The sequence below is a fragment of the Apilactobacillus nanyangensis genome, assembly GCF_016861915.1.
Classification (GTDB): domain Bacteria; phylum Bacillota; class Bacilli; order Lactobacillales; family Lactobacillaceae; genus Apilactobacillus; species Apilactobacillus nanyangensis.
In genome coordinates this window covers 1-14,556 of record NZ_BOLX01000018.1, presented here as the reverse complement: position 1 = coordinate 14,556, position 14,556 = coordinate 1, and the positions used below count along the sequence as shown (strand labels likewise).

Sequence of the window (14,556 nt, the reverse complement as noted above, 5' to 3'; positions counted from 1 at the left end):
GGGAATATGAAACCATGTTTTTATGGATTCACTTAATTTTTGCGGTACTACTAATCGCTTTGGTGATTACCGCGCTATGTAAAAAGAATAACTTTAAGCCTTACATGATGGCCACTAGAGTGTCTTATCTAGTCTTCATCGTGACGGGAATTGTACTATTTAGCAAAGCCTTTGAACGCGATGCCATGTTCACGATTTTGAAGGTTTTATCAGCCATCTTCTTAATTGGCTTGATTGAAATGGCCTATGCCCAAAAGACTAAAAAGTCGTTAACTGTTGGATTGGTGATGAGCTTAATCCTAGTTTTCGCACTAGTAATTGTGATTGGATTAATCGTCGCTGGCGGTCGTCCATTCATTCATTTTATTTAAATACTATTATCGCAGAATCTGCGCAACTAAAAAGCGAGTGAACGAATATGTTCACTCGCTTTTTTTATTGGTTATCGCTGCCAGATAGGGAGGGATGTTGGAGTTGATAGCTTGTTGCTTCAAATAAGGAGTGGGTGGCTTCCCAAATTTTTTTAGCGACGTAAGTGTTATTCATAGTGTATAGGTGAATTCCATCTACGCCGTTGGCAACTAAATCAACGATTTGATCAACTGCATAGGCGATTCCGGCATCACGCATCGCTTCTTTATTGTTGGCATATTTATTCATGATGTCGACAAACTTTTGCGGCATTTTTAACCCAGATAATTCTGTAATGTGTTTAATCTGATTACAGTTGGTACAGGGCATGATGCCGACTTCTACTGGCACGTTAATGCCGGCCAGTTTCAAACGCTGACGAAAGTCGTAGAACGCTTGATTATCAAAGACCATTTGGGTGATTAAATGACCGACACCGTTGTCTACTTTTTCTTTTAAATGAAGGGTATCATCCACTAAATCGACTGATTCGGGATGCTTTTGGGGGTAGCAGGCACCGGTGATATCAAAATCACCTTGTTGTTTGATAAATTCTGCCAATTCAGAAGCGTGATTAAAGTCACCAACAGGCGTTTCGTCTGGATTGATGTCACCACGAAGGGCTAATACGTTATTAATATTGTTTTGTTTTAATTGCTTCAAAAATTCAGCGACGTCTTTTTTGGAACGATAAATTCCTGGAATGTGGGCCATGGCAGGAATATTCAAATCATTTTGAATCATGCTGGATAGTTCCAAAGCGTTGTTATTTTGTGAACCGCCAGCACCTAGGGTAATGGAAATGAAATCCGGTTTGATTCTTTTAATTCCAGTAAGGGCGTTCACTAATTTTTTAGTTCCTTCCGGTGTCTTTGGGGGGTAAACCTCAAGTGAGAACACCGTTTTGTTCTTAAATGTATCTTTTAAACTCATGTTATCCCAACTCTCCGCGTTTTTGTTGAACGGCGGCGATGAAGTTCTTTAGACTAGCGAATGATTCTGATTCACCACGGGTCTTTAGACCACAGTCCGGGTTAATCCAAACCTTACTTTCGTGAAGCTTAGCTAGGATGTCACTGATAACGTTGTAGATTTCAGATTGACTAGGGACACGTGGAGAGTGAATATCGTAAACTCCAGGGCCGACTTCTGTTTCAAAGTTATTGGCTTTTAACTTATCGATGATTGATAAATCAGAACGTGATGCTTCGAATGAAATAACATCGGCATCCATGTTATCGATGGACTTGATAATGTCATTAAATTCGCTGTAGCACATATGAGTGTGGATTTGAGTAGTTGGTTGGACCTTACTATGAACCAATTTGAATGCTGGAATTGCCCAATCTAGGTATTCCTTGTACCAGTCACTCTTACGTAGTGGAAGCTTTTCACGTAGGGCGGCTTCATCGATTTGAATAATCTTGATGCCGTGTTTTTCAAGATCTAATACTTCATCTTGGATTGCTAGTGCAATTTGGGTTACTGATTCCTTTGCAGGGATATCTTCACGTGGGAATGACCAGTTGAAGATAGTAACGGGACCTGTAAGCATTCCCTTAACCGGTTTGTCGGTTAAGCTTTGGGCATATGTAGAAGCAGCAACTGTGATTGGGTTTCTACGACTAACGTCACCCCAGATGATTGGTGGTTTAACGGCACGGGTACCGTATGATTGAACCCAAGCCTTTTTGGTAAATGCAAAACCTTCTAGGTTTTCACCGAAGTATTCCACCATGTCGTTTCGTTCATATTCACCGTGGACTAAGACGTCAAAACCGGCTTCTTCTTGCCATTCGATGATGCGCTTAATCTTGTCCTTGTTGAATTGATCATATTGATTCTTATCAATTTCATGGTGTTTGTATAGAGAACGGTTCTTTCTAACATCCTTGGTTTGTGGGAATGAGCCGATGGTAGTGGTTGGAAGATCTGGTAAGTGGAATTCATCTTTTTGGATGGTTTCACGTTCAGCACGTTTTGGTAATCTGGTGTAATCGGCATCGGTTAGAGAAGCGATACGTTTTGTAACCGCTGGGTCCTTAGGGTGGTTAACGTTTTTGAATAATGCTTCGTTTGCATCAAGTAGTTCAGTGTTGCCATTGAAGAAGCTTTCGTCTAAGTCGTGTAATTCGTCTAACTTTTGGTATGCGAAGGCGAGGTGTTGTTTTAGTTCTGGGTTCAATTCTGTTTCATTTTCAACGGTGTATGGCACATGAAGAAGTGAACAGGAAGTTGAAATGACAATGTTTTTAACTGGTAAACTCTTCAAAAGTTCAATTGTTTTCTTGTATTCGTTACGCCAGATATTCTTACCGTTAACAACCCCGGCAAATAATACCTTGTTGTCATCAAAACCGTATTTTTTGATTAAATCCAAAGTTTGTTTACCTTCCAAAAAGTCTAAACCAAGACCATCGAATGGTAGTTTGTTTAAGTCTTCATAGATATCACGAACATCTCCAAAGTAGGTTTGAAGATTAATCTTGAAGTCATGAGGAATAGCTAAGATGCGAGTGTATAGGTCATCGAATAGTTTCTTATCTTCGGCAGTTAAATCAAATACTAGGGATGGTTCATCAATTTGTAGCCACTTGATGTCGATTTCATTTAGTCGAGAGAAGATATCCTTGTATGCTTCAACGATTGGTTCAATAAAGTCTTGTGCTGATTTGTTACCAACGTAGCGGCTAAGTTTTATGATGGTGAATGGACCGATTAATGAAGCCTTAACGTTACTGTGTTTAGCAGTGGCCTTTTTCACATCGTCGAAGAATCTAGTTTCAACTAGCTTAATTTCTGTATCATCGTCGATTTCTGGGACGATGTAGTGGTAGTTAGTGTTGTACCATTTCTTCATTGGTAGTGCCTTTACAGAATGGTTATCGTCTTGGTAACCACGGGCTTGGGCGAAGTATTCATCTAATTGGTTTAATCCTAAATCTGAATAGCGTTTAGGGGTGATGTTCAATAGGGTAGTGGCATCTAAGACATTGTCGAAGAATGAAAAATCACCAGCACTGATTAGGCTTAAATTGGCGTCTGCTTGAATTTGCCAATTCTTTTCCTTTAGTTCATCGGAAATCTTTAATAGTTCGTCTTGATCAATTTCTTTTTTCCAATATTTTTCTGTTGCACGTTTTAATTCACGATTTTCCCCAATTCGTGGGAATCCAATAATACTTGTACTCATAATGTTACCTCCTCAGGTAAATAAAAATTTATTTGATGGGTGAATAAAAAAATCCCGCAGTCTATGTAGACTACGGGACGAAATCTTCGTGTTACCACCCTGATTTTGTAATGCATCACTGCATTACACTCAATAAGTACTTCATAAGAAATACTCCTACGCGATAACGGGCGTACCCGAACGTCGTTTGTCAAATACTCACGGCGATAGATAATTCCTAGACCATTTTCAGTTTCCTTACGTGCTTTGTCTCAGCGTAATCAAAGCTCTCTGTTAACGTTTGATAAACTTACTTATCTGCTCAATATCTATTTATTTTGATGATGTAAATTGGTTTAACCAATTGATGTAAAAGGTGGTTGCATCCGTATGCCAGGTGTTGATGGGATGATCTTGATTATCAAAGTAGTTGTTTGGTTTTTGTGTGTCCAAACCATTTTTGATGTCGCGAAAATACTCTTCAGCTAAAGTTTTCGTCCCGTATTCCAGATGACCAGTGACGTAGTATGAATTAGTGTTTGAATCAAAAATTAAAGTAGCGCCGATGGTGTCGTTTCCGGCTAGCACAGTTGCCTTAACGTTTTCTTTTGGAATGGTGAAGTAACGAGATTGTGGCATCGTAATGCCATTGGTTGTATAAACACCGTAAATCTTTTGGTCCAACTGTTTGCCGGTTAAGACACCATCGATTGTTCCAGCGGCCCAAGCGGCCCAACAACTGAATAGGCAGGTGTCGACATGGGTCTTACGCCAATTGATGAAATCAACGAATTCATTCCAGTAGTCGACCTCATTAAAATGTTTTCTATCTAGCGGTGCTCCGGTTACGATTAGGGCATCAAAATGATCTTTTAAAACATCTTTGGTTGTGACGTATTTTTCGATAATTTCTGGATCAAAGTGTTTGATATGGTGACTGGCCATGCGACAGAAATTTAAATTGATGTTTAGGTCGGTTTGTTGAAGTAAATCGATAATTTGGTGTTCTGTTTCAAGCCGATTAGGCATTAGGTTTAACACCAAAATATCTAGGGAATCATCAACTGTTTGATTACTATTTTGTGAATAGCCAGATAGGATGTTTATACAACCCATAGGCCTTACCTCCTTTATTTTTTATAACAAAAAAAGCTCTCGCTCCATGTATAACTAAATACATGGGACGAAAGCTTTCGCGGTACCACCCAACTTCGCTTTATTATTGCTAATAAAGCCTCAACGACACTAACATGTCTGGGAAGGTATCGGTTCCTGCCGGATTTCTAGCTTGCACTATCGATCATGACTCAGAGCTCATCTGTGACTCACAATCAATTGCACCTTTTCACTATCCGATGCTCACTTTGAATCGATCGTTTTGAGTTACTCTTCTCTTCAACGCCTGAAATATTTAAGTTGCTTTGAATGATAGTCCTAGTTTTTTCTAATGTCAACAGTTAAATTAAATTTTTATTAGAAAAAATTAATAAAAATAATTTTAAAAAAGTTTATATACTATCTTTTAGACACTTTTTTTGCATCAAAAATTAGAATATCTTGTTTGACAAACAAAATTTAACGAGTAAACTTCGAGTCAATCAAATTAACCAAAAAACTTTGCAGAGATGAGTAAGGTTTATAAGCCTCGATAAGAGAGCCGATGCTTGGTGAAATTCGGCGTGGCGGATAATCTGAAAATGGTCTTTGATTACAGTAATTAGGCGATCTTTGGTAAGTCTAATTCGGGTGCGCCCGTTACCGCGTCAGAGTATCTTAATCATCTGACCTCTATGATTAATGTACTTGTTGAGTAGTAGTCAGTGATGGCTGCTTAAATTCAGGGTGGTAACACGTGCCGACGTCCCGTAGTCTCTTTGAGACTGCGGGATTTTTTTATTTAAAAATTTTGAAAGGATGATTTATTATGACAGGATTTAACACCAAATTAGTTTACGGAAAAGGATTAAACAATCTTCACGATAACTGTACGGGCGCAGTGAATGTTCCACTATACCAATCCACTACATATGCCTTTAAAGATATCGATGGGGAAAATAAGTATGACTATTCACGTTCTTTGAACCCCACAAGAGAGTACTTAGAAGATCAAATTGCGTGTTTGGAAGAAGCTAAACACGGATTTGCATACGCATCAGGAAGCGCTGCTATCCATGCGGTCTTTACACTATTTAGACCTGGTGATCACATCGTCGTTAGCAAGAATATTTACGGAGGAACTTTCCGTTTGATTAACGACTACTTAAAGAATTTGGATATCGAATTTACCCAAGTTGATACTCAAGATTTAGCAGACGTCGAAAGTGCGATTAAGCCTAATACTAAGGCGATTTATTTTGAGACCATCGATAATCCATTTATGAAAGTTACGAGTGTAAAACACGTTGCAGAAATCGCCCACAAACATGGCATTTTCACAATCGTTGATAACACATTTTTAACCCCATATTTACAACAAGCATTGAAATTGGGTGCAGACATTGTCATCCATTCAGCCACTAAGTATCTAGGTGGTCATTCTGACGTGATTGCTGGACTCGTTGTTACCAATAACGAAGAAGTCGCTGATAAATTGTATTTTTGTCAAAACGCAGTCGGTGGCATCTTAGCTCCAGAGGATTGTATGTTAGTAATTCGTGGAATTAAAACATTGTCGGTTCGTCTGGACAGACACATTCAAAATGCCCAAAAAGTACTGGAATATTTAGAATCAAAAACAGACGAAGTTGCTCACATTTACTATCCAGGACAAGCAGGTGATGAAACTGATGAGGTCGCTAGAACTGAACTAAAAGGATACGGTGGAGTGATTACTTTTGAATTAAGCGATAAGGTTGATCCAAAGGCGTTTGTCAACAGTCCAGAATTAATCTGGTTAGCGGTTAGTTTAGGTTCAGTTGAAAGCTTGATTGAACTTCCATACTACATGACTCATGCTGAATTACCGGTTGAAGAAAGAAACAAGGTTGGTATCACACCACAACTGGTTCGTTTATCAGTCGGACTGGAAGATCCAGAAGATTTAATTGCAGATTTAGAGCAAGCATTTGCTAAGGCGAAAAAATTAACCGCGGTAGAATCCGCTAAATAAGATATAATAAAGCCAAAGCAAAAAAGGAGGCTTGCACTATGAAAATTGCAATCTTAGGTCATGGTACCGTCGGAAGTGGAGTCTTAAAGATTATTCAAGACAGCGCTTTGCATCCATTTGAAAAGGATTTATCAGTCAAATATGTATTTGTTCGTCCGGAAAAGGTGAATCAAAACGAACTATTTGTGGATGATTACGCAACGATTTTAAATGATGAAGAAGTCGATGTAGTCGTGGAAGTACTAGGTGGACTAGAACCCGCTAAGACAATGATCATCGATGCATTAAAACATGGCAAGAACGTTGTGACAGCTAACAAAGCGGTCGTGGCGAGAAACTTGAAAGAATTTGATGAAATCGCTGAAGAAAATGGTGTAAAATTCTACTTTGAATCAGCCGTTGGTGGTGGAATTCCTTGGATTATTAATTTGGAAAGAGCACTTCGCATCGACCAAATTGATTCGATTCACGGAATCCTAAACGGAACTAGTAACTACATTTTGGATACTATGACTAAGACTGGTCAAAGTTTCGATAAAGTCCTAAAAGATGCTCAAGACTTAGGATACGCAGAAGCCAATCCGAGTGCAGATATCGATGGATACGACATCGAAAATAAATTATGTATTAGTGTGGACATTGCCTACAACACCTTTGTGAAACCAGGTGACCACCTATTAAAATTTGGGATTAGAAACATTACCGATGAGGATATTAAGTACTTTAAAAAACACAATTTAATCGTGAAATTACTGGGTCGTAGTTTCAAGAAAAACAACAGTTTTAACTTTGTGGTTGAACCAACTTTATATACTCCCGGACAAATTGAAGCCGGAATCCATGATAACTACAATTTCGTCGGTTTACGTGGAACAACAATCGGTAAACTAACCTTTAATGGCCAGGGTGCGGGTGAATTTCCAACTGCCCACGCTTTAGTGCAAGATATCTTAGATTTAAAGGCTAATAATGTGCACTTAAAACGTGATTTTAACGAAGAATTTTCTTTGGATAACACTACCAAGAAAAAGAATTACGTCGTTAGAACCAGTGCAGATTTAGAATCAAAACTACCAGAATATGACATTCAAAAAGACGGTAATTACTACCATATTTCCGCAATTGATACTCAAAAGATTCATGATGTTGTTAACGAATTATCCATTGAAGATAATGGCATTTTCTTTGCCTGTATCAGTGGTGGAGCATACAATCCATGGATTGAAAAATAAAAAGAGCGCCTATATTAGGCGCTCTTATTTGTTTTCTTATTCAAAATCTTGTAATGCAAGTTCTGCATATGTTAGACGGGCGAAAGTATCATCAGTTGATACACCAGCGTTTTCGAACATGTTTGCGAATAAAACATATTTTGGTTGATCGCTGTATTCACCAGTAATTTCAATCAAACGTTGTAGTTGATTGGTACGGTTTGCTAAATCATCGATGTGGTTTAGTTCCAAATCGTTTTTAGCTGCATCGTAAATAATCTTGTAAGCTTCGGTATTAGTTAATAAATCTAATGCCTTAACTTGTTTCATAAAGTTATCAAATTGTGCATCTGATAATTGTTCTTTAACGTAATGTAAATCAACGATTTCATCGCTAAAGTCTCTTGCCCATTCGTTAATAATAGGTCTTAGTTGTATGTCTGACATTGTTAAAAAATCCTCTCCTAATTCAGATAATGCGTTTAGATTATTCTAGTACAAACATCTAAAAACGTGTGTAGTTTTTTCATTTATAATGTCATTAAATGGGGGTTACAGAAAAAATTCATGTAACACCTATGATAGTATCTCACATAAGGGATACTAATTGCAAAAATATAGAAATATTTACGAAAAATTAGACATTTAGTTTGACAATCATTATAAAAGTATTAGAATACGATTAAAGATAAATACAAAAGCGAAGAATAGAAAGAGTAATTTCGGACCACGTTTTTAGAGAGATTCCGTTTGGTGAAAGGGATTAACAATGTTTGAAATGAAAATCATCTATGAGCTGCCAGGCAAATAAAGTAGTCTCGGCTGGGAATTCCCATTACAGAATCTGCAAATCAACGGGTTTGTTTGAGATATATCGTTTATCTTTATAAAATTAATTTTGAATCGATATAACAAAAAGGTGGTACCGCGCGCAAGCGCCCTTTATTTCGTGTATGCGAAATTGGGGCGCTTTTTTATTTGCTCAATTTAAGGAGGTGATGGAAATGAAATCTGACATTAGTGGCATTTTAAATGCGAATCGTAACTAGTTTAAATTTTTACAATAACGCCAATATTAGGCGGTAAACATACATAGTTTTAAGAAAACTGCAGTTGCTATCTATGATTTATCCCTTGAGGTGTTAACTTTAGGAGGATTTAATCATGAGTAAAACTCTATATACAAACTTCAATTTATTTAACGGATTTGAAGATAAGACATACAAAAACACATCAATGTTAGTTGATGAAGACACCGGAAAGTTTTTAGCATTCGGTGAAGACGCGACAAAACAAGACAGTGACAAACAAGTCGATCTAAAAGGTCAATTTGTAATGCCAGGATTGGTAAATTGTCACACCCATATCACTTTAGACTCAGATACATCCGACGGAAATCCTGACGCTGATCAAACTACCGCAACTGTCCGTGCGGTAGACAGTCTAAGAGCGCTACTTAAATCAGGGGTTACATATGTAAGAGAATGCGGTAGCCTTTATGGTTTAGATGCAACATTAGCTAAACTACAAAGAACTAATAAATTGACTAAGGTGCCTGAAATGATGGCATCTGGTAGAGCTTTGACTATGACTGGTGGACACGGGGATGCACCTCATAGTGGAGTAACCGTAGATTCTCCAGACGAAATGAGAAAAGCAGTTAGAAATAATTTTAAACATGGTGCCCAATGTACCAAGGTCATGGCTACCGGAGGTGTGATGTCACCTGGTGACTACATGGACGAAGCACAATTAACCTTAGAAGAACTAAAAGTTGCCGTATACGAAAGTCACAACAAGCACGCCGTAGTTGCAGCTCATGCCGAAGGAAATCCCGGAATCATGAACGCCATCAAGGCGGGAGTTGATTCAGTGGAACATGGTTTTTATGTTAACGATGAAGAAATCGTGTTGATGAAAGAACATAATACCTACCTAACACCTACACTAGTTTCTGCTTGGTGCATTGCCGAATATGGTAAAGACACACTACCAAAGTGGGAACTAAATAAACTTTTGAATGCCCTAAACGACATCTACAAAAACGTTCGCCACGCTAAGGAAAGTGGTGTAAAGGTTACCTTAGGGACAGACGCTGGTACTCCTTACAACGATTTTTCTAAAACACCGGTTGAATTTCAATTGATGGTCGAAAAAGAAGGCTTCACTAATTTTGAAGCATTATCTACTTCAAGACATTCAGCTGAACTAATGCACTTGGATGATTATGGAACATTGGAAGCCGGCAAGTATGCCGATTTCTTAGTGCTAGAAAACGATCCATTGGCAGACGTTAAAGCCGTTCAACAAGCAGATAAATCTGTATATAAACTTGGCCAAAAGGTGTACTAGGGGGAATCGAATATGAAAAAATCAAAATTATTACTACTACCATTTTTAGCAACAGTCACATTATCACTTGCAGCATGTGGTAATTCATCATCCCAATCAAAGGGTGCGAAAACTCAATCATTAAACTGGATGCAAAACGCGAATCTAATCACTTTGGATCCATCAAAATGTGTTGATATCACTAGTTCCACAACATTAAATAATGTCGATAGAGGTTTATTCTTTAGTCCATCAGCCAACAAATATGAATATGGCGTGGCTAAGAGCATGAAGGTATCAAAGGATGGAAAGACATATACATTTGATTTGAGAAAATCAAAATGGAGCAATGGCGACCCCGTTACTGCCGCCGACTTCGTCTATGGTTTCCAAAGAACTGTCGATCCAAAGACCGCTTCTCAAGATGCATATTTAATGGATCACTTACTTAACTACAAAGAAGTTAGCACCGGTAAACTAAGTCCCGACAAACTAGGGGTTAGTGCACCAAATAAATACACTTTCGTGGTTAAATTATCATCACCACAAACATACTTTAAGAAACTTTTGACTAGTTCCGCCTTCTTCCCACAAGATAAAAAGGTTGCTGTTAAGTACGGTAAGAAATACGGTACTTCAAGCAGCACACAAGTATACAACGGACCATTTACCGTTACAGGATGGACAGGAACCAACGATTCTTGGACATTAGCTAAGAACAAAAAATATTACGATGCCTCAACTGTTCGTTTGAACAAGGTAAACATGAAGGTTGTAAAAGACCAACAAACAGGCCTAAATGAATATCAAACTGGTTCATTGGACGAACTTTCACTTTCTGGAAAACAACAAGTAAAGAACTTTAAGGGTTCTAAAGAATTACATACGTACAAAACTATGTATTCAAACTATTTAGAATTAAATGAACAAAAAGATCCTGAATTTAAGAACTTAAAACTAAGAGAAGCACTATCTTTAGCAATCGATAGAAAGGACTATGTAACAGATGTATTAGGGGATGGCTCAAACCCAACCAAGGGATTTGTTGCTGATGGTCTAGCTAACTACAAGGGCAAGGATTATGCTGCAGCAGCATATGTAAAAGGAACTGCTGATTACAACTTAGACAAAGCTAAGAAGCTATGGAAGGAAGGACTAAAAGAAGTCGGTAAGAAGTCTTTGAACCTAACCTTAACCTACGACGATACCGATGTTGCTAAGGCAACAACTGAATACTTACAAGCTGAATTCCAAAAATTACCTGGATTGAAAGTAAGCAACGTTAACCTTCCTCGCCAACAAAGAATCTCAAGATTATTTAGCAGCAACTTTGATTTAGTAGTAACTGGATGGGACCCAGGTTATGCTGATCCAATCTCAGCCTTGAGTATCAGAACATCAAATAGTTCAATCAACTTTAGTAAGTGGCAAAATGCTGAATTTGATAACTACATCAACAAGTCAAACACTGTAGACGCTAATAACCCAGCTAAGAGATGGGATGATTTAGTTAAGGCAGGTAAGCTAGTAAACAAAGAAGTAGGTGCGGTACCTTTCTACCAAACATCTAACCCAGTTGCATTAAAGACTAACGTCAATGGTGTTACCTTTAACCCAGTTGGTAGTTGGGACTTCTCACATGGTTATGTAGAATAACCAAAACAAAAAAAGACCTAGAAATCTAGGTCTTTTTTTATTGCATTAAAACTTCAATGTGATTGCAGCGTAGTCCAAGTTCATTGGCATTTGGCTCTTTGGAAGTAGTAGAACGTTTCCTGCGAAACCAATGGTAGTGATTGCTAAATCGTTTAAAGTCTTGTTGTAGCTTTCTTCGCTAATGTATAGAGTATCAATCTTACCGGATAGGGCGTTTGAAATGATATCGCGTAAATCGGTTGCGACTAAGTGGTGATCGCTAGCTTTTTCGTATTTAATTTTGTTGTCGTTTGCTAACTTATCAAAGAATTGTTGGTTCAATTCATCAATCATTTCAGAAATCTTATCAGGACCAAGATCGTTCATATCAACATTACTTACGATGTCTTTAGCAAATGTCTTTTGGTCAGTTAATTCGTTGAATAACTTACGATTTTCTTCGCTGGAAACCACTACTGTTTGTAGGTAGTCATCGTCATCAAATAAATCGCTTAGGTATTCTTTTACCAACACGAAGTACTTGTTTTTATCGTTATTTACAAGGACTGGAATTGGCTTGTTCACTAGATTTAAGATACTAAAATGACCATTATCAACACGTAGTAGTTTGAAGTCATTATCACGTAGGATTAAAACGCGGTAGTGAAGTTGGCTTTCAATTTCTTTGATTAATTGAGCCACGTTCATGGTGTCATCAATTGAAATTTGGGTCTTAACTGGTTGGGTTAAGTCAAAGGAATGGATAGCCTTAAAACTAACGTATAGTGCAACACCAGAACCATTTCCGATGTGTTTTGCGCGATCAAAGTTGAATCTTCTTAACTTTCTTTCGTATCTTGGCCAGATATTTTCGTCGTGTTTTTTAATGAATTCTGCTTTCACAGTTTCGATTAAATTTAAATAATTATTTTTGTTACTAATTTCGTTAAATGAAACAATTAGTGAGATGAATGGCCCTACTTCATAGTCCAAAGTTAGGGTGTTTCTAAGCTCGATTGTCGACGTCATAGTCTAACCTCCTTAGATTTATATGTTTATAGTATATCATGATGAACTAAAAGCGAAATATATTGTGCTATAATTATGCTATATTAAGCTTAGAGGAGGGATAATTATGCTTTTAAACATCCTATATTTCATTGTCTTAATTAATGAAATTTTGGCATTGATTACAGTCTTTAGAGAAGAACGTGATATTGCCGCTACATGGGCATGGTTATTAGTCCTTTCATTCCTACCTGTGCTTGGCTTTATGATTTATGCATTCGTTGGTAGAAAACTACCTAAGAAACGCTTATTCCGTTTTCAATACAAAGACAATAAGTTGATGTATGACATCCTAAAAGAACAAAGCAAAATACATAACAATCCAGAAAAAATCAGAGCTGATGAGGTCTCATACTCATATAGAACGCTTGTTAAGTTGTTCAAGACCTCAGATGTAACTGACCTATCTAGAAGAAACCACGTTAAGGTATTCACTGAAGGTAATCACTTGTTTGATTGCATCATTTCCGATATTAAAAACGCGAAAAGTTCAATTAACATTGAATTTTATACCTTCTATGATGACAGAATTGGTCATCGTGTTTTAAAAGAGTTGATTAAGAAGGCTAAAGAAGGCGTTAAAATCCACGTTATCTATGATAGTTGGGGTTCAATGGGAAACAAGCACCATTTCTTCGACCCATTGCGTGAAGCCGGTGGATTTGTAGAACCATTCCTACACACCCACTCAGCCGTAATGGACTTCCGTTTGAACTTTAGAGATCACAGAAAGATTGTGGTTATCGATGGTAAGTACGGATACATCGGTGGTTTTAACATTGGAGACCAATACCTAGGTCGTAAGAAGAAGTTCGGAAACTGGCGTGATACTCACTTGAGAATCGCCGGTTCAGCCGTTCATCACCTACAAGCCCAATTTATCTTGGACTGGAATGTTACCGATATGGAACACAAGATTGATGTGAAAGAAACTAAAGGTTTCTACTTCCCTAAGGTATATCAAGAAGGTTCTACCAATATCCAAGTCGTATCAAGTGGTCCCAACTCTGATTTACAACAAATTAAATTGGGTTACATCAAGATGATTCAAAATGCCAAGAACTACTGCTGGATTCAATCACCTTACTTGATTCCAGACGATAGTGCACTAGACGCTATCAGAACAGCAGCTATGTCGGGTGTCGATATTAGAATCATGGTGCCATGCATGCCTGATCACCCATTTGTATATCGTGCAACGCAATACTATGCAAAACAATTATCAAAATATGGTGTCAAAATTTACTTCTACGAAGATGGATTTATTCACGCCAAGACCGTTCTAGTCGATGGTAAAATCGCATCCGTTGGTTCCGCCAACATGGACTTTAGAAGTTTTAAATTAAACTTCGAAATTAACGCGTTTATCTACGACGAAGGATTGGCTGAACAATTACACTCAATCTACGTTAACGACATTAGAAGCAGTAAATTAATGACTTATGCGGACTTTGAAAAACAATCACGTTGGTTGAAATTCAAACAAGTATTCAGTCGCTTATTCTCACCAATTTTATAAACTAAAAAAATCCCACATTTTGTGGGTGAACTGAACCCCTTGAGTTGGAGAAATCTAACCTAAGGGGTTCTTTTATGTTTTCTAAAGAATTAAAATTAGC

At 37.7% G+C, this 14,556-nt stretch carries 11 protein-coding genes and 2 other annotated features; of the genes, 6 read left to right on the top strand and 5 right to left on the bottom strand.

Annotated elements, in window-relative coordinates; genetic code table 11:
- Positions 1 to 14 precede the first annotated feature (14 nt).
- Positions 15 to 371: a YisL family protein gene (locus JUD45_RS06495; RefSeq protein WP_041152689.1), complete on the top strand. Its 357-nt coding sequence runs from the start codon at positions 15 to 17 to the stop codon at positions 369 to 371.
- 64 nt (positions 372 to 435) lie between these two features.
- Here JUD45_RS06495 and metF read toward each other — a convergent pair whose 3' ends face one another.
- From metF to JUD45_RS06480, 3 genes are all read right to left on the bottom strand, one after another.
- The gene (gene metF / locus JUD45_RS06490; RefSeq protein WP_187155838.1) at positions 436 to 1,344 is read right to left on the bottom strand and encodes a methylenetetrahydrofolate reductase [NAD(P)H]; all 909 of its coding nucleotides are present in this window, start codon (positions 1,342 to 1,344) and stop codon (positions 436 to 438) included.
- A gap of 1 nt (position 1,345) precedes the next feature.
- Complete coding sequence (metE, locus tag JUD45_RS06485) at positions 1,346 to 3,604, bottom strand: 5-methyltetrahydropteroyltriglutamate--homocysteine S-methyltransferase (protein WP_203619878.1); 2,259 nt, start codon at positions 3,602 to 3,604, stop codon at positions 1,346 to 1,348.
- 70 nt (positions 3,605 to 3,674) lie between these two features.
- Positions 3,675 to 3,918: a binding site (T-box leader), on the bottom strand.
- On the bottom strand, positions 3,917 to 4,699 hold the full coding sequence (locus tag JUD45_RS06480; protein WP_138727244.1) for a homoserine O-acetyltransferase/O-succinyltransferase family protein: 783 nt from the start codon (positions 4,697 to 4,699) through the stop codon (positions 3,917 to 3,919). Its footprint overlaps the feature before it by 2 nt.
- Before the next feature lie 808 nt (positions 4,700 to 5,507).
- Between JUD45_RS06480 and JUD45_RS06475 the strand changes: the two genes are divergently transcribed.
- A complete protein-coding gene (locus JUD45_RS06475; RefSeq protein ID WP_138727243.1) occupies positions 5,508 to 6,692 on the top strand; it encodes a trans-sulfuration enzyme family protein in 1,185 nt (394 codons plus the stop codon).
- Between the two features lie 38 nt (positions 6,693 to 6,730).
- Positions 6,731 to 7,924 carry a homoserine dehydrogenase gene (locus JUD45_RS06470; RefSeq protein ID WP_203619877.1) on the top strand — a complete coding sequence of 398 codons (1,194 nt, stop codon included), beginning with the start codon at positions 6,731 to 6,733 and terminating at the stop codon, positions 7,922 to 7,924.
- 36 nt (positions 7,925 to 7,960) lie between these two features.
- Here the strand turns inward: JUD45_RS06470 and JUD45_RS06465 are convergent, their stop codons facing one another.
- A complete protein-coding gene (locus tag JUD45_RS06465; RefSeq protein WP_053792221.1) occupies positions 7,961 to 8,350 on the bottom strand; it encodes a hypothetical protein in 390 nt (129 codons plus the stop codon).
- A 247-nt stretch (positions 8,351 to 8,597) separates the two neighbouring features.
- Positions 8,598 to 8,849: a binding site (T-box leader), on the top strand.
- 218 nt (positions 8,850 to 9,067) lie between these two features.
- Here JUD45_RS06465 and JUD45_RS06460 point away from each other — a divergent pair.
- Together JUD45_RS06460 and JUD45_RS06455 are read left to right on the top strand one after the other, a co-directional pair.
- The gene (locus JUD45_RS06460; RefSeq protein WP_203619876.1) at positions 9,068 to 10,255 is read left to right on the top strand and encodes a metal-dependent hydrolase family protein; all 1,188 of its coding nucleotides are present in this window, start codon (positions 9,068 to 9,070) and stop codon (positions 10,253 to 10,255) included.
- Between the two features lie 12 nt (positions 10,256 to 10,267).
- Positions 10,268 to 11,890, top strand: coding sequence for a peptide ABC transporter substrate-binding protein (locus JUD45_RS06455; RefSeq protein WP_203619875.1), 1,623 nt, complete (start codon positions 10,268 to 10,270; stop codon positions 11,888 to 11,890).
- 45 nt (positions 11,891 to 11,935) lie between these two features.
- On the opposite strand, the gene JUD45_RS06450 is transcribed toward JUD45_RS06455, so the two are convergent.
- Positions 11,936 to 12,898, bottom strand: a complete 963-nt coding sequence (locus tag JUD45_RS06450; RefSeq protein ID WP_187155835.1) for a baeRF3 domain-containing protein — start codon at positions 12,896 to 12,898, stop codon at positions 11,936 to 11,938.
- 106 nt (positions 12,899 to 13,004) lie between these two features.
- Between JUD45_RS06450 and cls the strand changes: the two genes are divergently transcribed.
- The gene (gene cls, locus JUD45_RS06445) at positions 13,005 to 14,456 is read left to right on the top strand and encodes a cardiolipin synthase (RefSeq protein WP_138727240.1); all 1,452 of its coding nucleotides are present in this window, start codon (positions 13,005 to 13,007) and stop codon (positions 14,454 to 14,456) included.
- The last annotated feature ends 100 nt before the right edge of the window (positions 14,457 to 14,556 follow it).

Coding starts and splice junctions, on each gene's coding strand:
- JUD45_RS06470 (WP_203619877.1), top strand. CDS start 6,731: ATGAAAATTGCAATCTTAGGTCATGGTACCGTCGGAAGTGGAGTCTTA.
- JUD45_RS06460 (WP_203619876.1), top strand. CDS start 9,068: ATGAGTAAAACTCTATATACAAACTTCAATTTATTTAACGGATTTGAA.
- JUD45_RS06480 (WP_138727244.1), bottom strand. CDS start 4,699: ATGGGTTGTATAAACATCCTATCTGGCTATTCACAAAATAGTAATCAA.
- metE (WP_203619878.1), bottom strand. CDS start 3,604: ATGAGTACAAGTATTATTGGATTCCCACGAATTGGGGAAAATCGTGAA.
- cls (WP_138727240.1), top strand. CDS start 13,005: ATGCTTTTAAACATCCTATATTTCATTGTCTTAATTAATGAAATTTTG.
- JUD45_RS06450 (WP_187155835.1), bottom strand. CDS start 12,898: ATGACGTCGACAATCGAGCTTAGAAACACCCTAACTTTGGACTATGAA.
- JUD45_RS06475 (WP_138727243.1), top strand. CDS start 5,508: ATGACAGGATTTAACACCAAATTAGTTTACGGAAAAGGATTAAACAAT.
- JUD45_RS06495 (WP_041152689.1), top strand. CDS start 15: ATGTTTTTATGGATTCACTTAATTTTTGCGGTACTACTAATCGCTTTG.
- JUD45_RS06455 (WP_203619875.1), top strand. CDS start 10,268: ATGAAAAAATCAAAATTATTACTACTACCATTTTTAGCAACAGTCACA.
- JUD45_RS06465 (WP_053792221.1), bottom strand. CDS start 8,350: ATGTCAGACATACAACTAAGACCTATTATTAACGAATGGGCAAGAGAC.
- metF (WP_187155838.1), bottom strand. CDS start 1,344: ATGAGTTTAAAAGATACATTTAAGAACAAAACGGTGTTCTCACTTGAG.